Genomic DNA, 18,370 nt, shown 5'->3' with positions numbered 1-18,370 from the left:
CTAGTCACCCCCTAATCTGTACCCCGTCCCACGAACGGTTAAAATGATCTCAGGGGTAGTTGGATCAACCTCTATCTTCTCTCGCAAACGTTTGATGTAGACGGTTAAGGTATTGTCATTCACAAATTCGCCTGCCGCATCCCACAGCTCATCTAGTAATCTTCCCCGCGTAATAATGACTTTGGGGTTGCTAATAAACACTAATAACAAACGATATTCTAATGCAGAAAGGAAAACCTCATTCCCGTTTTTTTTCACCACACCGCTTGCTGTATCGACATGAAGTCCATGAATATCAAAATGTGAAGCAGAACGTCCACTTTTCCGCAGGGCATTTCCAATTCGTGCAATGAATTCACGGGGACGAAAAGGCTTAGTAATATAATCATCAGCACCGAGATTTAATCCAGTCACCACACTTGCCTCATCCCCAGAGGCGGTCAGAAAAATAACGGGTATATTTAACGTTTCTTTGATTTCTGTACAGACTGTAAATCCATTTCCGTCAGGCAAAGAAATATCTATAAGTGCCAAATCAAATTTATTACTGGCAAGTAAGGCAAGGGCTTCTCTACGCGTAGCGGCATGAGTAACTGAAAATCCTTCTGAATGGAGCAAAAGCGTCAGGTTTTTAGCAATTGCCTTATCATCCTCAACCAAAAATATGTGTGTCATCTACTTTGACCATCCTTTATTTTACTGACCCTATTTCTAAATGATTAAAGAAGGACATTGTGCCCTTCTCTAGTTGAAATCTATTGTTAAAAAGTTTAAACCAATCATTATTTTTTCTTAAAAAAGTATTCTCGTGTACCCTTTTGCACATGTTCAGGTAAGGTGTGAGTGAGCTCCTTATTTAACCAAGCGAGTGTTTTCTTACGAAGGAAGTCGCGCATGTGAGCTTCTGCCTCCAGCATAGTCAAGTTAATCAGACAAGTGGTATTGCCTGAAGTGCAGGCACAGGAAGACTCCTCCTGAGCTTCTTGATCCATTTTGTTTTCTTTATCTAATTTATGTCCTTTATCTACATACATCATGTTTCTCTTTAATATGTTTTTACATTGAAAAATCGGCTTTACTCCTTCAACTGCTTCGATTACATCCCAAAAAGAAACCTCTTCCGGAGCCTTAGCTAATCTGTACCCTCCCTTTACCCCAGGAGTAGAACTGACAATACCTGCTTTAGCTAATTTCGCTAATACCTTCGAAAGATAGGTTTCTGAAAGGCCTTGAAATTCTGAAAGGTCTTTAATCCCAATACTTTCTTCTTCAGGAATATCTATTAAATAAACAAGGCTATGCAAGGCATATTCAACCATAACACTATATTGCATTTAGAAAAATCCCCTACTTCCATATTAAAAAGTGTTTATTCAAATAGTATAGCACCAAATTTATCTTTGCCAATTTATATAAGTGACTACACGAAATCAATTGACATTTAATGAAAGTGATTATATTATGGACTTACTCAATCCACGATTAATTAAGTCCACAATTAATGATCAACTTAAAATTTGTAATAGCTCTATCAAAATTATTTAGGGGGAAATTGTCCATGAGTAAACTACTTGTTATTAATGCACATCCAGAATTTGATTCACAAACCTCAGCAAGTTTAAATGTATTAAATTATTTTTTGAAAGTATATAAGGAAAAGCACTCCCATGAAGAGTCAATTGAGCAAATAAATCTATATGAAAATGAAGTCCCTATGTTAGATAAAACTGTCTTAGGTGCATGGAAAAAACAAGGCAAAGGCGAACCATTAACTTCACAGGAACGGGAAGTAACGGATCGTATGAATGAAATATTAAAGCAGTTTAAAAGTGCAAATAAATATATCATTGTTTATCCAGTCCACAACTTTAATGTCCCATCCAAATTAAAGGATTATATGGACAATATTATGATTGCAAAAGAAACATTTAAATATACGGAAAATGGCTCAGTAGGTCTATTAAAGGACGGAAGAAGTATGGTTGTTATTCAAGGGAGTGGTGCTATTTATACCAACAACGATTGGTATACTGAGATTGAATATAGCCATAAATATCTTAAATCTATGTTTAACTTCTTTGGTATCGAGGATTATGAGATAATTAGAGTACAAGGTACTGATTTATTGGATCGAAATGAAGTATTAGAAAAAGGCTACAAAGAGGCACAGGAATTGGCTACACAACTTGCTTTAAAGTAAAGCAAAAAAAGTAGCAGAGAACGCAATCAATTCTGATTCTATATTTTGTAATACTAAAAATACTAAAAACTGCACCCAAAGCGATAGTTTGCGTAATCGTCCCTATCATTGGTGTGCAGTTTAATCTTTTATATAATTAAAGCTTCGAAATTGCCTCTGTAAATAATTCAAATTGCTTTTCCTCTGAAAATTCCTCCGTTACACGTCCTTCTAAAGTAAAAGAAATATTTTTATGCTCGGTGAAAGCAATTAATCGGTTGTTAATATTTTTATAATAAAGTTGGAACCCATTTATTGTTTTTTGCTGAAGGCCTTCTTGAAGCTCTGCATTTTTATTGGACATTTCAATTTTCATAATTTGCTCACCATCGTATGGTCCATAAATGTAGTTGACAGCTTGATCTGTTTTTACATCTTTTATTTCTTGTCCTCTATTATTGGTATAAGTGATAATGACCGTACCTTGATGAGCTGTAGATTCGTGCTCAATACCTTCGTCTAGTTTAACCGCGATTTCCTTAACTTGAAGTCCTTGAACAGAAGGAATTCTGGATATATTTATATAATTTTTTACTTGCTTCGTTTCTTTAGTAAGTTCATTTCCATCCTTTATAGCACACCCTAATAACATTACCATCAGAAGCATGCCACATGAAAAAACACTTGAAAGCTTTCTATACACAATCATCCTCTTTTCCCTAATTTTGTGTGATATTAACTTATATTTTATCATGTATTACAGGGATCAGATCATGAATTACAGCATTCTATTTTCTGTATTGACTGACTCCCTTCTCCCTATATATTTTAAATATGCTATAATAGTATCCTTTTAGGTTTGTATAATTAAAGATCACTTTAAATCAAGGAGGTCAAAACATGCAAAAGGTAAACATTAAAGAAAAGTTGAGCAAATTTAATGAGCACTGGAGTCCAAAAATTATTGGTGAAATCAACGATTGTTATGTCAAGGTAGTTAAGCTGCAAGGTGAATTTGTGTGGCATAAGCATGATGATGAGGATGAAATGTTTTTAGTCATTAAGGGGACTTTGACGATAAAGCTACGGACCGAGGATATTACATTAGAAGAAGGTGAATTTTTCATTATCCCTAAAGGGATTGAACATATGCCAGTAGCTGAAAATGAGGTACATGTCTTGTTGTTTGAGCCTAAAACAACTTTAAATACGGGGAATGTTAGTAATGAAAGAACCGTCGAAGCTTTAGAAAAAATATAATCATTGATTTATATATAGGTCTGTCCAAATTACTGTAAAACAGTATGCTTTGGACAGATTTTTTGTTCATTGTAGGTTTTAATAGCTACTTTTTTGTTGCTTCATACACAAATATTTGCTGTGCATCACTTGGCGCTTTATTTTCATCATAATCAGCATACACTTGAATATCCTGAAACCCAATGTCCGCTAATAGCAGCTTGAACTCCTTCACACCATACCAACGCATTGCAAAACGCTGAAGCTCAGTTTGAAGCAGATTTCCATTACGCCATTTTTCATACTTCAAATAATAAACTTTATATTGTTCTAAGAAATTAACTTCTACTAGCTTACGTTCCATTGTAATGAGATCCCCCTCAGGTAAATGAAAAGTAGATACCTCCCCACCTTTACTTACATCAAAGTCAGGTTCAGGCAAAAAGAGATCTAAAATCAGTTTTCCACCTGGTTGTAAATGTGCATACAATTTTCTTAAAGCTTCAATAGATTGATTTCGCTCTTCAATTAACAAAAAAGAACCACCCGGAATGATGATTGCTTCATATTGCTGGGGTAAAGATAACTCTTGTAAGTTAGATTCGTATAAATTAGTGCTTAATCCTCTCTCCGCACAATGCTTACGACACGCCGCTAACATTTCGGCTGAATAATCAGCTCCATCAATCTTGATACCGGCTTCTAAAAGGGGAATTAAAACTCGTCCAGAACCCACCATCCCCTCAAGCACTTTTCCATTATAAGATTTCAGCTTATTTTGATAAAATTCAATATCTCCACTCAATGAGTGTCCAATTTCTTTCGTAAGCTCATATACCTCTGTACATAGCTCACCGTAATTGCTAAACGACATGCTAATCACTCCTCCTTATTTTTGGGTGACTTCATCAGTTTACACATTTTTGCCTGTCAAATGGTTTTGGTATCTGAAAAGGAATAGCACTAGACTAGTTGCTAAAACAACCATGAGTGAGATGAGTTGTGAGGTTGAAAGCAATCCCACTTGGCCTCGAATCATATCCCCTCTATAAAATTCAATGACAAATCTTCCTAGACTATACAAGATCAAATAGGTTGCGGCAACGACTCCAGCTTTATTGACCCTTTTAGCTAGAAGAATCAACATGAGACAGAGGGCAAAGTTAAACAAGCTCTCCATAATTTGTGTAGGTACTAGTGCGACATCATTTGGTGCGATCTCAGAGTGGTGAAAAGTAATTGCAAACCAACCGTGTGTTTCTTTGCCATAACAGCAGCCTGCGAGCAAACAACCGATTCTTCCAAATCCTTGCGCTAACGCAACAGAGGGGACAAATAGGTCCAAGTGCTTCAGAAAATTAATTTTTTTGACCCTGCAATACACTAAACCAACACCAATTCCGCTAATTATCCCACCGTAAACGACAAACCCATCAGAAAAGTTCAGAAGGATCTTCGGGTCATTTATAATATTTGGAATTTGGGTCATCCAATACAATAGTTTTGCACCAATAAATCCACCCACAAGGCACCAAGCAGTCAAAGAATAAACATGAGATAATTCGAATTGGCGGTTTTCTGCCCGAGAAGCAACAAGCCGATAAGCCAATAAAACACCTACCGCGATCATTAAGCCATATCCATAAATCGTTACTGGCCCGATCTTGAGTAACTCATTATACATATTTTCTCCTCCTCTTTTATGTTAACATTTATTCATCACTACAATCTGGTATAAAATCATTTAAAATCTTTTTTATATAGTCTAAATGCATAAATTGCACCAACTAAAAATACAACTGCTTGAAATAAAATATAGAACTGACGGAAATATTGTATATCCCTATCAACAAATGTAATAAAAACGGTACTCATAATGAGCTGTGTACTGAACATGCAGGAAATAATTTTAAGATAAATCGCATTGGTTCTTTCGTCCGGTTTGCCAAATTTATTAACAATATACAAAAGCACAGTTAGTGATCCTACATATAAAGCCATTGTTAGCCCAACAATAATATTGAAGTTCTGTGTGCTTTCTGACATCCAACGATTTAATACATCAATCATGATGATCATCCTTCCTCACGTAAGTAAAAATTTCATTAATATTCACTCCAAAATAGTCTGCAATTCTATAAGCTAAAACAAGTGATGGGGAGTAATTGTTCTTTTCCATTACGAAAATGGTTTGTTTGGAAACCCCAACAGCATCGGCTAATTCCTTTTGGGACATTCTCCTTAAAACTCTATGTTCATAAACCTTATTATTAATGGAATCTCCAAAATCTTCTTTCAAAACAAACACCTCCCTTTGCTCAAATAAAGTGTATACTATACTTTGTCAAAAGTAAAGTAAACTTATACAATATATAAATAAAATTATCTAAATTAAAAATATAGTATGCTTCTATTGTCATTTTTTATTACTTCATGGTTAAATTTAAATATCAAATTTAATGTTAATGAAGTATTAATGACTGCCTATTCTGGAAAGCTATTAAGTAAAGGAGTGACAAATTTGACGAATTATAATATCAATACTAGTAAACAGCTCCAGCCAGAGCAACAAGAGGAATTTCTACAATTGTTAAAAAAACGGTTTGAAGAAAATAAGAATCGACATGAACATATTGAATGGATAAGTCTACAACAAAGACTTGAAGAAAACATGCACAAGCTATGGTCGCTTTATGAAATGGAGAAAACAGGAGGCGAACCAGACGTAGTTGGCTATGACACAGCAACAGATCAATATATTTTTTACGATTGCTCTCCTGAAAGTCCAAAGGGCCGAAGAAGTGTGTGCTATGATCAACAAGCGCTTGATTCCAGAAAAAATAATAAACCAGAAAATAGTGCAATAGGGATGGCTTCAGAGATGGGCATTGAAATTTTAACGGAGGCTGAGTATCGCGAGTTACAGCAGCTTGGTCAATTTGATTTAAAAACATCGAGCTGGATAGAAACGCCTCAAGAAATTAGGAGCCTTGGTGGCGCTATTTTTGGAGATCGTCGTTATGACACTGTATTTGTATACCATAATGGAGCCGAATCCTATTATGCTGCTCGAGGCTTCCGTGGTGCATTACGGGTGTAAAAATTAATCAATGCTCTAATCAAGACGCTTTTTCCCCTTATTTTTGGGAATAGGAGCGTCTTTTTTATCCGGATTTTTACCACTATGGCCCGTATTCATGTTATAATCTATCTCCAATATAATTACAAAACGAGTCCAAATCTCTTAAAAAGGAGCGTAAAGCTATGTTACAAGACATTCCAAATTATGATACTTGGCTTACTATTGAAGAAATTAATAAAGGTTATTCTAATGACACTAAATATTTCATTAAAACGAAAAATAACGAAAAACAACTATTGCGAATTTCAGACATAAGCAAATATAGTGATAAGGAAAAAGAGTATGCGATCATTTCCAAATATAGTAAATTAGGTTTTACAATGTCTAAGCCGATTGACTTTGGTAGGTGTAACAACAATCAGCAGGTCTATATGCTGTTAACATGGGTTGAGGGCGTAGATTTGGAAGATGTATTACCACAGCTAGATGTAGCTACACAATACAAATTAGGTCGGGAAGCAGGACATATACTAAAAAAAATACATAATCTCGACCTACCTATGGATGAGATGCCAACAGAAACTAAGATCCCTAAAAAAAGAAAACAGCTCCAAAGCTATATAGATTCAAATGTGAGAATCGAAAATGATGAAGCTATCATTCAATATGTGAATGAAAATTTACACAAAATGTGGTTACAGCCTCCTGTGTATCAGCATGGCGATTTTCATCCTAGTAATCTAATTTATACACCTGAAGGAGGAATTGGTGTTATCGATCTTGAACGTTGGGAAATTGGTGATCCGTATGAGGAATTTTATAAGCTTGAAAGCTTTGCAAATGAGCTAAGTATTCCGTATTGCCAAGGGCAAATCGATGCTTATTTTGATGATGCTGTACCTGACGAATTCTGGGAAACCCTTGCTGTGTATGCCGCACACTCCTCTCTTTACTCCATTAAATGGGCAGAACCATTTGGACAAGAGGAAGTTAAGGGTATGACCATTAGATGTAAAAAAACATTAAAGCATTATAATAACTTTAAAAACGTAATTCCAAGCTGGTATGATGAGAAGGTAATAAGGTAAAGTAACACATAAAAGTCTCATTTCAAACTTAAGGGGTACTCTATTATGGATATGAATCATTTATTACTTGTCACTGCTCAGTTAGAGTCATCCAACATCATGTATGCATTAGGTGGAAGTGGGATGCTACTTAGCCTAGGCTTAACAGACACAGTGAACGATTGGGATATTATGACAGACACACCCAAGGAACAAATTCTAAAAGCATTACAGCATTTTACGATTAAAGAAACTACAGGTGCGGAATATCCATTTGGTACGGAATATAAGCTAGCTATTCACGGAGATGATCCACAAGTCGAAATTCTTGGAAAGTTCGCAATCTATAATGACCAGCAACTTTGTAATATTCCAACCATACCTGCAACCATTTGGCAGGGTGTTCAGGTTAGCGCTCCCGAAGTATGGTACGTTGCTTATGCGCTAATGGAGCGAACAGCTAAAGCTGATTTACTATTAGAATACTTAAAGGGTAAACCTGCCAATAAAGATGTTATTAATCAATTGATGAAGGAACCTCTACCCGAATTTATCGCAAAACAATTAGAATGCATTTCACGAACATAAAAAGAAATAAATGATTGATACAGGGGGTAAAAGCTGCTTGATGAATTTATATGGCGCAGAGCATCATATTTTGGTGCTCTCCGATACGATTGATGCTGATTTCCATCAGCATTCTTTTATTCAAGTGACAATTGGTATAGAAGCTCCCTTTGAGATTGAGGTGGATGGTCACTTATTAAATACAGAAGGCATCATTATTAATTCAAATGTAAGCCATCGCTTGCAGGAATCAGGGCGACCGTTACTGCTACTTCTTATGGACAGCACTTCAAATATAGCAAATGCCTTTAAACAATTTTTAGGTGAACATGCCTATACGGTATTTCCTTCTGAGCAGTCAAATCATATCGGGCCCATTAATATTAAAGCCATCGCTCAATTTATTAAAACCCAGCTCCCCCTAGTCCAAAATAGTGAAAGCTATCATCTCTTTTTGGAGCAGCTTATGAATTTGTTTAACTTAGATTATACGCAACCTGATGTGACTGATCCCCGTATCCAAGAGCTTATCCAGTCCATTAAGGATTGTACAGATTCTGATCACTCCATCGGTTATTATGCTAAACAAATCGGTTTATCCAACAGCAGATTGTCACATCTATTTAAGGAAAACACTGGAATCTCGCTAAGTGGCTATATTTTGTTACATAAGCTCCAAAAGGCATCCTATATCATTTTTAACGGACATAGTATTACAGATGCTTCAATGATAGCTGGCTTTGATACCCCCTCCCATTTCGCTAACGCAAGTAAAAAATTACTTGGCATGACGGCAAAGGATATTCGGAAAGATAGCGTATTTTTGCAAGTTTCCTCCTTACATTAACGATACAATGTTGGCAGGAGGTGTCGATCATGCAAAATTATTTAGCACAAACAGAACTTTTAAACTACAATCACCCAAAAATTCAAAATTTAATTCATAGTCGTAAGTGGGCTACACTACCTGTGAAGGAGCAAATTCTTCATGTATATAATTACGTTCGTGATGAGATCGAATTTGGCTATAATCGCAGTGATTATATCTCTGCTTCAGAGGTGCTGACAGATGGTTATGGCCAATGTAATACGAAAGGTATTTTATTTATGGCATTGCTACGAGCACTAAATATCCCTTGCCGAATCCATGGGTTTACGATCGATAAGCAGCTACAAAAAGGTGCTATGACTGGTTGGTACTACAAGCTATCCCCTCAGGAAATTATCCATAGCTGGATTGAAGTGTTATATGATGGAAAGTGGTTAAATATAGAAGGCTTCATCATAGACATTCCTTATTTAACAAAGCTTCAGCAAAAGTTTAATCAATGTAAGGGTTCATTTTGTGGTTATGGTGTTGCAACTGATAATTTTCAAAGCCCAGCTATTTTTTGGGATGAAAATGATACGTATGTACAAAAAGAAGGCATCGTTCAGGATTTTGGCATCTTTGATAGTTCAGATGAGTTTTTCTCCTTACATCAACAAAATTTAAACCCAATTAAAAAACTAATATTTAGTAAAATCGTTCGCCATTTGATGAATAAAAATGTTAGAGCTATTCGGCAAGGATAATGGTGATTGTATCCCTTTAGTAGGCAAATGCATAGGATAAAAAATCATCATACTAAAGGAGCGTTTAAGATGTACAACAATATTGGCAACCGCCAAGAGAAGCTTCACCCTGCTCAGTATCCTTGTAACCTCACATGGAGTCAGGATTGGCAACATCATTGCTATTACTGGAGTAGTCAGCCGATGACACCTTGTTCTGGGACCGTACAGGGAACGGGATATATACACGATTATGGTGGTAAACCACTTGTAATTAATATTGACGCAGCCACAAAGCAAAATAACAATTATCGAACTGCTTTATGGACAGGAGAACACCTTCAGGTCACCTTAATGAGTATCCCAGTTGGTGGAGATATTGGCCTAGAGGTTCACCCTGTAACGGATCAGTTTTTAAGGATTGAAGAAGGTCAAGGTTTTGTTCAAATGGGGCAATGTAAGGAAAATTTAGATTTTCAAGCGATGGCTTATGATGGTTATGCTATTATGGTTCCCGCTGGAACGTGGCACAATGTGACCAATACAGGGAATCGCCCACTAAAAATATATTCCATTTATGCCCCACCTAAACATCCCTTTGGTATTATAGAAGCAACAAAGCCGATGAACCACGGAATAGAATAAACGGTTTTTAACACAAAGCATAGGAGAACCTCTCTCCAATGCTTTTTTTGTTTTTCGTTCTGTTTTCACCTACTTTTTCACATTATATAGATTGTATTTTCCATGGGTGCTAGCTCCTATCGGCCTAGATGAAAATCCGCCCTAAGGCGGAAGCAAACTTACATCGGGTGCACGATGTTATTTTCATCATTTGGTTTAATATGGAAACTAATGAGATATGGAATAATAAAACTTTTAAAAATTTTAAATTAAGGGACTCAACCTTAAAATCAGTGCTTGACAATACGCAAACTAAGCGGAGGAGCAGAGAGATGGTGGAAAAGCGATAGCGTCCGCCTTTAAAGTCCTATTTTTATCATTTTAAGACAAGTTATAAAAAAAGTGGGACTTTAACAGCGGTTGAAACCACTCTCTGCTACGTAGCCTCCCACCCCAAAGATTGTCAAGCACTGATTAATATGTTGAGCCAAATAAGGAGCTAAATTTGATGGAAAATCTAATTGAGTTTAAAAATGTAACGAAGCAATACAACATTGGTGAGGTTACGATTCACGCATTAAATGGGATTGATTTTTCAATTCAAGAAGGTGAGTTTGTCGTTATATTAGGGGCAAGTGGTGCAGGGAAAAGTACGATATTAAATATTCTTGGTGGGATGGATACGGCAACCTCTGGTCAAGTCATCGTTGGGTCTCAAAATATTACGAAGTTCAATGAAAAAAAATTAACGACCTATCGTGCAGAAAAGATCGGATTTGTATTTCAATTTTACAATTTAATTCCGAATTTAAATGCACTTGAAAATGTAGAATTTGCTACTGAAGTATGCAAGTATCATTTAGATCCACAACAAATTTTGAATCAGGTTGGATTAGATAACAGACTGCATAACTTTCCTTCCCAGCTCTCAGGGGGCGAGCAACAACGGGTTGCGATCGCAAGAGCCGTCGCTAAAAATCCGTTGTTACTGCTTTGTGATGAACCAACAGGTGCACTTGATTATGTCACAGGGAAAGCCGTCTTAAAGCTATTACAGGATTTGAATCGTGAAACGAAAAAATGCGTCGTATTAGTTACCCATAATACAGCGATTGCCCCAATGGCAGACAAAATTATTAAAGTAAAAAGCGGTAAAATCGAAAGCATCATTCTAAATGATAACAAACAAAGCATTGAAGGGATTGAGTGGTAATATGAAATTATTCAAAAAGCTCATAAGAGAAATTAAACAAGCTCCCCTTCAGTTTATTGCGTTGATGTTAGTCATCGCTATTGGTGCCTTTTTCTACTCTGGATTAAGTACCTATAGCAGTAAACAACGTGCTTATGTACAACACTACTTTCAGGCGCATAATTTAAGTGACCTTACTGTTTTATATAACGATATTTCTATGGATGACATAGCTAACTTAAGTAAACTTGAGGGCATCAGCAAAATTGAGGCTCGTAAAACATTTGAAGCCACACAACTTTTTCAAGACGATAAAGCTTCACTACACATTCATTCCTTACCACAGGAGAATACGATTAATACCCCCACAGTCACCCAAGGTAAGCTGCCCACCACTAGCAATGAAATCTTGTTAGACTCACACTATGCTAAGGAACATCAATTTAAGGTTGGCGATAAGTTTTCCTTAACGATAAATAAAAATGTCAAATACCCTGAGAAAACAGTGAATTTTACGATAAGTGGATTAGGCGAAAATGTAGAATATGTCAAGAAAAATGCGACTCAGAATCATAAAAATGAAGGCTTTGGTTATGTAACAGAAACTACTATTATGAATACTTTTAATACCCTTTCACATAATGAAATACTTCTCAAGGTGAAACAAGACTTTGATATTGATGGGGTGGGTAAGCGCATCGAAGCATTCTCGAAAGCCAATACACTTTCGTATGTGGATCAAGTAAGTAAACAACGTTCCTTTGGCTACACTCAAATTACTCAGACCATCTATAACAATGGCATGATGAGCAAAGTTATCCCCCTTGTCCTCTTTCTCATTTCAGCTATTATATTATTTCTGACGATGTCTAGAACGATAGATTCGCAGCGTAACCAGATTGGAGTCATGAAAGCCTTAGGCATAAAGGATTCAAAAATTATGTTTCATTATATGGGCTATCCTTTACTTGTAAGTATGTTTGGGTCAATTTTAGGTTGTGTGCTTTCTAGTATTGTATTTATTCCAATGGTGACTGCTTCAAGTTCAAAATCCTATGCACTGCCTGGCATCACCTATGCCCTTTCATGGTTTTCGGTTGTGCCACCGATGATCATCGCCAGTATATTTGGGATCATCTCTGTTTATTTAAGCGGAAAATCTATTTTAAGAGAATGTGCTGCCCAAGCGATGCGACCAAAACCACCTAAAAAAATGAAAAAGCTGTTAATAGAAAAATTAACTAGACTATGGAAATCCCTTTCTTATAGCAATAAGCTCATACTTAGAAATATATTTCTCAACAAGCAAAAGGCAGTTGCAAGCTCAATTGGCGTACTTGTTAGTACAACTTTATTAATTACTGCTTTAGGCACTCAAGCCTCTATGCTTAAAATAGCTAATCAAATTAATGAAGTATATACGTATGATTTAAAGGTGGATTATAAGCCTGGAATAAATCCAGATTCGCTCTCCTTACCTGCAGGTATAGGAAGTCGTTATTCATTTTCCAACTTGCCTATTGAGTTGCAAACAGAAAATAATAGAGAAAATGCCACCTTAATTGTGACGCCAAAAGAAAACAAGCTGATCTTTTGGGAAAACATCATTTTAACCACATTTGCGATTATGATCGCGATCCCAATCGGCGGCAAATTTTATGCCCTCGTTGTAAATGCGCTTGCCAGCACGCATCAACAGATTCCAGATTCTTTAAATATGATCATTATTACCATCGCAATTGCGGCTGCGTATGTGCTAACGATATTATCTAGTCTGGTATTACGAAAAAAAGTTAAAAATATAAACATGATCGAATCATTAAAAAGTTTGGAGTAAATTTAAATCAGTCTTGACAACTAACCCAAACTAGCGAAGAGACAGAGAGTTCTTACGATTGTTGTTAAAATCAAATTCCGTTTATTGAAGTATTTATTGATGGAATTTTGATTTTAAAACACAATCTCCAGAATCTCTCTGTCTCGTAGCTACAAGCCTCTAGTCGTTGTCAAGACTGATTTATTTTTATCGCTTAATTATTATCTTTGCCTACAATTTGCAGCAATTCATCTTGCATCTTAATGTCTCCCTTTTGAAGCGCGTATACATCCTCATAATCGGTACTGTTTGTCACGATGACAGGTGTAACCGTTTCGTATCCAGCTGCGGCAATCTGCTCCACATCAAACTCAAGTAACAATTGACCAGCAGTAACCACATCGCCTTCCTTGACATGAGAAGTAAAATATTGACCATCCAGCTTCACGGTATCTATACCGACGTGGATTAACATTTCAGCACCACTATCCGAAACAACTGCCAATGCATGTTTTTTCTTAAATGCAACCGTTACTTTACCATCAAAAGGTGCAACAACACGACCTTCAGAAGGCTTAATCGCAATCCCTTTTCCCATTGCTTCAGAAGAAAACGCTGGATCAGGTACATCAGATAAAAGGTGAATCGTTCCACTTAATGGGCTTAATACCTTTTGGCTAGCTTTGACAACTTCATTGCCTTTAAGTGCATCACTTACATCTGTATTATTGGAGCCTGCAACCTGCTTGCTTCCATCTTCAGTTTCGTCAACAGGATCTTTAAAGCCCATCACATAAGTTAAAATTGCGGAAACTAGGAATGAAGCGGTAATGCCTATAATCAAACCTGGGAAACCTTGTCCACCTGGTCCGTAAAAGATCGGCAATGTGAGCAAGCCTGGTGCACCAGAAGCAAATGCTTGTGTACCTGCTTGACCAATAATTGCACCCCCAACTGCACCACCAATAACTCCCGCAATAAATGGACGTTTAAGCGGCAATGTCACCCCGTACACTGCTGGTTCTGTAATTCCGAATAAAGCGGTCACGGTAGCTGAACCTGCCAGTGTTTTAAGCTTTTTATTTTTAGTACGAAGCATAACGCCAAATGCAGCACCGGTTTGCGCAAATACAGAAGCGGTAGCCGCTGGCTTAATTCCGTCTTTACCAAATACCGCAATGTTGTTAATAAATACAGGAACAAGACCCCAGTGAACCCCAAAAATAACGAGGATTTGCCAGCTTGCACCTAGAATTGCACCTGCAATTAATGGACTAAATGAAAACGCTGATAATAAACCATCTGCAATTGCGTTACCTACATAGACCCCAAACGGTCCAAATACGATCAATGTGACTGGTAACATAATAACCAATGAAATTAATGGGGTTAAAAAGTTTTTAACACTATCATGAATAAAACGATTGCAAACCTTTTCTAATTGACTCATCACAATAACCGACAAAATAATTGGGATGACTGTAGATGAATAGCTCATCATCACGACTGGAATACCAAAGAAATGTGTTGCAACACCATCCGTTTTAAGCTGGATAATCGTTGGATACAGTAATGCGCCTGCCATCGTTAGTGCGGTAAACGTATTTCCGCCAAATTTTCTAGCCGTTGTCACCGCTAATAGCATTGGGAGGAAATAAAATAATGCATCTGCTGCTGCATATAAAATGATATACGTCGTATCGGTTTTTTGTAGCCATTCAAAGTTGCTAGCAATAAGCAGCAACCCCTTCAGAATACCAGCACCTGCCATGACCCCAAGTAAAGGTGCAAATATACTAGAAATGACATCAATAACGCTACCAATTCCTTTTTTAGCACCTTGACCACCACCGCTAGATTTACTTGCGGATTTAGATTCATTTAAAATACCTGAAACATTACCAATCGCATTGTATACTTCGGGTACTGTATTTCCGATGACAACCTGCAATTGTCCTCCGCTTTCCTTGACGGTAATAACTCCATCATTTTTCTGTAATGCTGCCTTGTCTGCCTTGCTATTATCCTTTAGCGTAAACCGAAGACGTGTAGCACAATGAATAAGTGAGACAACGTTTTTTTCTCCCCCTACACCTTGAATAATCTCTTTAGCTAATTTTTCATAACTCATAGGAAGACCCCCTTTTTTTTGAATAAAAGTAAACTTTTAGATTATGAAGGCAAAATAAAAACCCAAGCCTTATAAAATAGTAGACCATGTGTCCACTACTTTGTAAGACTCAGGTTTTGCCTGCATCACCAGTAACAATCCCAGAAACGATGTTATTTAATTAAATACTTAATTTTTAATATAGGCTTATAGTATAACGCTTTCATTCCATTGTCAACAGCTTATTTCAAATTTAATACATAAATTATAGGTTTATTTTATCACTTAAATTAACGATTAACTACTCGCTCAATATGCACGGTTAGATACAACATTTCTTCATTGGTCAGCTTATGATCATATTCTGACTCAACAAAAACCTTAATTTTTTCAGTACATGCTGCGGCATCCCTATGTTGCTCTTTTATCATGTTATATAAGTGATCATAGTTATCCTCATAATGCGTACCCTTAAGAACACGTTGGGCAAAAAACTTTAAATGGGTAATAAACCGAAAATAGCTCAGCGATTCCTCCTCAAATTCCGTACCAAAATGATATTTGACGATATTAATAATCCGTTGCATAAACCGGGTAATGTCCATCGTCGTATTAACTTCTTCGTTCATCTCAGCATTAATAATATGAATCGCAATAAACGCGGCTTCATCCTCAGGTAGATCAATCTTTAGCTTTTGATTAATTTGCGCTAACATTTTGAGTCCAACCTTAAACTCTTCTTTATACAATTGCTTGATTTCCCACAAAAGGGCATTTTTAATAACAATCCCTTTATGATGCCGTTCTACAGCGAAGTTAATATGATCCGTTAAAGAAACATAAATAATTTCATTAAGCTGCTTGCCTAAGTTTTGCTTCGCATCCTTAACGATCTCTTCTACGATTTCAACCAACTCAATCGGAACCTCACGCAATAACATTTTAAAATTATCAGAGGTTTGTCTATTTTTAAGCGCAAATACCTTCTGAATTAGGGTCTTATCTACGTTATCCCCTGGTTTTTTCTTAAAGGCTATCCCTCGCCCCATAATAACGAGTTCGGTTTTATCCTCTTGATATACACTAATTACGTTGTTATTAATGACCTTCGCTATTTTCATAACAACACCCCCAACCTAATAAATGACATCTTAATTATGCTACATTTCCTCTTCAAAAACTATGTACACAAAATGTGATCTAAGTTTAGCCGTAAGCCTCCGATATGTCAACGCTTTCACTCCATCCGGGGTTTATGAATATGTTAGACAAGAGAAAGAAAGCTCTGATCACTCAGAACTTTACTTTCTGGTCTCTTGCTAAGTCTTACCCTTCTAAATCTACACCATTAGTCGAAATTACCCTTTGATACCATGCAAAGCTCTTTTTCTTGCTGCGTTTTAAGGTACCGTTGCCTTCATTGTCACGGTCTACATAAATATATCCGTAACGTTTTTTCATTTCACCCGTTGAGGCACTCACAATGTCGATAGGTCCCCAGCTAGTATAGCCAATAATGTTAACTCCATCCTCAATCGCCTCACCCATCTCAGCGATATGGCGTTTCAAATAGTCAATACGATAATCATCATTGATTTCTCCGTTAGCGTCAGGAACATCATTTGCACCGTAACCATTTTCCACCACAAATAATGGCTTTTGATAACGATCATGAAGCTGATTAGCTGTAATTCTCATTCCTTTAGGATCAATGGTCCAGCCCCACTCTGATTTAGCCAAATAAGGATTAGCGATTGAGCCAAAGACGTTGCCACTCGTCATATTTTTTTGCACTTCTGGATCTGTGCTTGTTGTTCGACTGGAATAGTAGCTAAAGCCAATATAATCTACAGTATTGTTTTTAAGGAGCTCCGCATCGCCCGACTCCATTACAATATTTAAATTGTGATCTTTAAAGAAACGCTTCGCATAACCAGGGTATTCCCCACGTGACTGTACATCAATAAAGAAGTAGGATTCACGATCCTTCTCCATCCCTTGAAAAATATCATCAGGATTACACGTATACGGATAAAAGCTTCCCGCTGCTAACATACAACCGATCATAGCGTCAGGAATCAATTCATGGCACGCTTTGACTGCTAATGCGCTTGCAACAAGCTGATGATGTGCTGCCTGATATTGAATTTCCTTCACATTATCGCCTTCCTTAAATACAAGACCTGCGCCAAGGAACGGTAAATGAAGCAACATGTTAATTTCGTTAAAGGTCATCCAATATTTCACTTTATCTTTGTAACGTTTTAACACTGTTTGAGCATACACTTCGAATAGCTCAACCATTTTACGGTTTCTCCAGCTTCCGTATTTCTCGATCAACGCAACAGGTACATCAAAGTGGGCAAGCGTTACAACTGGCTCAATATTATGCTTCAATAATTCGTCGAATAAATCATCATAAAACTGCAAACCTTCCTCATTTGGCAAAACTTCTTCACCTGTTGGGAAAATCCGTGCCCAAGCAATGGAAACACGAAGTGCCTTAAAACCCATTTCTGCAAATAAAGCGATGTCCTCCTTGTAACGGTTGTAAAAGTCAATCGCTTCATGGGAAGGATAAAATTCCCCTTCAAGTGGTGTAAACGCAGGCACATCGCCTTTCATAATATTTCTTCGCTTATCGCCTGTTGGTAGTAAATCTACAGAGCTTAGCCCTTTACCTCCTGCTAAATAAGCCCCTTCACATTGGTTCGCTGCTAGCGCTCCGCCCCACAGAAAATCGTTTGGAAATTGAGATTTTGTCATTGTAATACTCCTCTCGGTTAGATATTAGATATAGTAAAAAGTGTAAATAAAAAACCTGAACACACCGCCCGCACAAAAATTGTACAGTGGCGTACTCAGGTTATGCCCAAATGGTAACATTCCCAGAAATACTTTATATTACGTTACTAAAAACTTTAGCAACAAATTTGAATA

At 36.9% G+C, this 18,370-nt stretch carries 19 protein-coding genes and 2 pseudogenes; 10 read left to right on the top strand and 11 right to left on the bottom strand.

What is annotated here, in order from left to right; translation table 11 throughout:
• The 3 genes and pseudogenes from J2Z32_RS08930 to J2Z32_RS08925 form a co-directional block, all read right to left on the bottom strand.
• Nucleotides 1–675: a response regulator transcription factor gene (locus J2Z32_RS08930; protein ID WP_210088818.1), complete on the bottom strand. Its 675-nt coding sequence runs from the start codon at nt 673–675 to the stop codon at nt 1–3.
• 107 nt (nt 676–782) lie between these two features.
• Nucleotides 783–938, bottom strand: a pseudogene (locus tag J2Z32_RS22705) (Rrf2 family transcriptional regulator); the annotation flags it as partial.
• Nucleotides 915–1,319: pseudogene (locus J2Z32_RS08925) on the bottom strand (RrF2 family transcriptional regulator); the annotation flags it as partial. The pseudogenes J2Z32_RS22705 and J2Z32_RS08925, both read right to left, overlap by 24 nt.
• Before the next feature lie 239 nt (nt 1,320–1,558).
• Between J2Z32_RS08925 and J2Z32_RS08920 the strand changes: the two are divergent.
• Entirely contained in the window at nt 1,559–2,200 is a 642-nt protein-coding gene (locus J2Z32_RS08920) for an FMN-dependent NADH-azoreductase (protein ID WP_210088816.1), read from the top strand.
• 136 nt (nt 2,201–2,336) lie between these two features.
• On the opposite strand, the gene J2Z32_RS08915 is transcribed toward J2Z32_RS08920, so the two are convergent.
• The gene (locus J2Z32_RS08915) at nt 2,337–2,837 is read right to left on the bottom strand and encodes a hypothetical protein (protein ID WP_210088815.1); all 501 of its coding nucleotides are present in this window, start codon (nt 2,835–2,837) and stop codon (nt 2,337–2,339) included.
• Nucleotides 2,838–3,079: 242 nt separating this feature from the next.
• On the opposite strand from J2Z32_RS08915, the gene J2Z32_RS08910 reads away from it, so the two are divergent.
• Complete coding sequence (locus J2Z32_RS08910; RefSeq protein ID WP_210088814.1) at nt 3,080–3,439, top strand: cupin domain-containing protein; 360 nt, start codon at nt 3,080–3,082, stop codon at nt 3,437–3,439.
• Between the two features lie 85 nt (nt 3,440–3,524).
• Here J2Z32_RS08910 and J2Z32_RS08905 read toward each other — a convergent pair whose 3' ends face one another.
• The 4 genes from J2Z32_RS08905 to J2Z32_RS08890 are packed head-to-tail and all read right to left on the bottom strand — an operon-like array spanning nt 3,525 to nt 5,717.
• The gene (locus J2Z32_RS08905; RefSeq protein ID WP_210088813.1) at nt 3,525–4,292 is read right to left on the bottom strand and encodes a class I SAM-dependent methyltransferase; all 768 of its coding nucleotides are present in this window, start codon (nt 4,290–4,292) and stop codon (nt 3,525–3,527) included.
• A 39-nt stretch (nt 4,293–4,331) separates the two neighbouring features.
• Nucleotides 4,332–5,102: a prolipoprotein diacylglyceryl transferase gene (locus J2Z32_RS08900; RefSeq protein WP_210088812.1), complete on the bottom strand. Its 771-nt coding sequence runs from the start codon at nt 5,100–5,102 to the stop codon at nt 4,332–4,334.
• Between the two features lie 56 nt (nt 5,103–5,158).
• Nucleotides 5,159–5,488, bottom strand: a complete 330-nt coding sequence (locus J2Z32_RS08895; RefSeq protein WP_210088939.1) for a 6-aminohexanoate hydrolase — start codon at nt 5,486–5,488, stop codon at nt 5,159–5,161.
• Nucleotides 5,481–5,717, bottom strand: a complete 237-nt coding sequence (locus J2Z32_RS08890) for a helix-turn-helix transcriptional regulator (protein WP_210088811.1) — start codon at nt 5,715–5,717, stop codon at nt 5,481–5,483. Before J2Z32_RS08890 ends, J2Z32_RS08895 begins: the two co-directional genes overlap by 8 nt.
• Nucleotides 5,718–5,939: 222 nt before the next feature.
• Between J2Z32_RS08890 and J2Z32_RS08885 the strand changes: the two genes are divergently transcribed.
• From J2Z32_RS08885 to J2Z32_RS08850, 8 genes are all read left to right on the top strand, one after another.
• On the top strand, nt 5,940–6,518 hold the full coding sequence (locus J2Z32_RS08885) for a DUF4256 domain-containing protein (RefSeq protein WP_245251335.1): 579 nt from the start codon (nt 5,940–5,942) through the stop codon (nt 6,516–6,518).
• Between the two features lie 164 nt (nt 6,519–6,682).
• On the top strand, nt 6,683–7,588 hold the full coding sequence (locus J2Z32_RS08880) for an aminoglycoside phosphotransferase family protein (protein WP_210088809.1): 906 nt from the start codon (nt 6,683–6,685) through the stop codon (nt 7,586–7,588).
• Nucleotides 7,589–7,633: 45 nt separating this feature from the next.
• Nucleotides 7,634–8,155, top strand: a complete 522-nt coding sequence (locus J2Z32_RS08875; RefSeq protein ID WP_210088808.1) for a hypothetical protein — start codon at nt 7,634–7,636, stop codon at nt 8,153–8,155.
• A gap of 10 nt (nt 8,156–8,165) precedes the next feature.
• The gene (locus J2Z32_RS08870) at nt 8,166–8,981 is read left to right on the top strand and encodes a helix-turn-helix transcriptional regulator (RefSeq protein WP_210088807.1); all 816 of its coding nucleotides are present in this window, start codon (nt 8,166–8,168) and stop codon (nt 8,979–8,981) included.
• Between the two features lie 29 nt (nt 8,982–9,010).
• Nucleotides 9,011–9,709, top strand: a complete 699-nt coding sequence (locus tag J2Z32_RS08865; RefSeq protein ID WP_210088806.1) for a transglutaminase-like domain-containing protein — start codon at nt 9,011–9,013, stop codon at nt 9,707–9,709.
• 69 nt (nt 9,710–9,778) lie between these two features.
• A complete protein-coding gene (locus J2Z32_RS08860) occupies nt 9,779–10,333 on the top strand; it encodes a cupin domain-containing protein (RefSeq protein ID WP_210088805.1) in 555 nt (184 codons plus the stop codon).
• Nucleotides 10,334–10,820: 487 nt separating this feature from the next.
• Nucleotides 10,821–11,525, top strand: a complete 705-nt coding sequence (locus tag J2Z32_RS08855; protein ID WP_210088804.1) for an ABC transporter ATP-binding protein — start codon at nt 10,821–10,823, stop codon at nt 11,523–11,525.
• Nucleotide 11,526: 1 nt separating this feature from the next.
• Nucleotides 11,527–13,341: an ABC transporter permease gene (locus J2Z32_RS08850; protein WP_210088803.1), complete on the top strand. Its 1,815-nt coding sequence runs from the start codon at nt 11,527–11,529 to the stop codon at nt 13,339–13,341.
• 193 nt (nt 13,342–13,534) lie between these two features.
• Here the strand turns inward: J2Z32_RS08850 and J2Z32_RS08845 are convergent, their stop codons facing one another.
• From J2Z32_RS08845 to J2Z32_RS08835, 3 genes are all read right to left on the bottom strand, one after another.
• Complete coding sequence (locus J2Z32_RS08845) at nt 13,535–15,451, bottom strand: beta-glucoside-specific PTS transporter subunit IIABC (RefSeq protein ID WP_210088802.1); 1,917 nt, start codon at nt 15,449–15,451, stop codon at nt 13,535–13,537.
• A 269-nt stretch (nt 15,452–15,720) separates the two neighbouring features.
• Nucleotides 15,721–16,551, bottom strand: coding sequence for a BglG family transcription antiterminator LicT (licT, locus tag J2Z32_RS08840; RefSeq protein WP_210088801.1), 831 nt, complete (start codon nt 16,549–16,551; stop codon nt 15,721–15,723).
• 205 nt (nt 16,552–16,756) lie between these two features.
• Nucleotides 16,757–18,196, bottom strand: a complete 1,440-nt coding sequence (locus J2Z32_RS08835; RefSeq protein ID WP_210088800.1) for a 6-phospho-beta-glucosidase — start codon at nt 18,194–18,196, stop codon at nt 16,757–16,759.
• Nucleotides 18,197–18,370 lie beyond the last annotated feature (174 nt).

Source organism: Paenibacillus turicensis (genome assembly GCF_017873435.1).
Taxonomy (GTDB): Bacteria; Bacillota; Bacilli; order Paenibacillales; family Paenibacillaceae; genus Fontibacillus; species Fontibacillus turicensis.
Note: the sequence above shows the minus strand (reverse complement) of the source record. Positions and strands in the feature narration are given on the sequence as shown.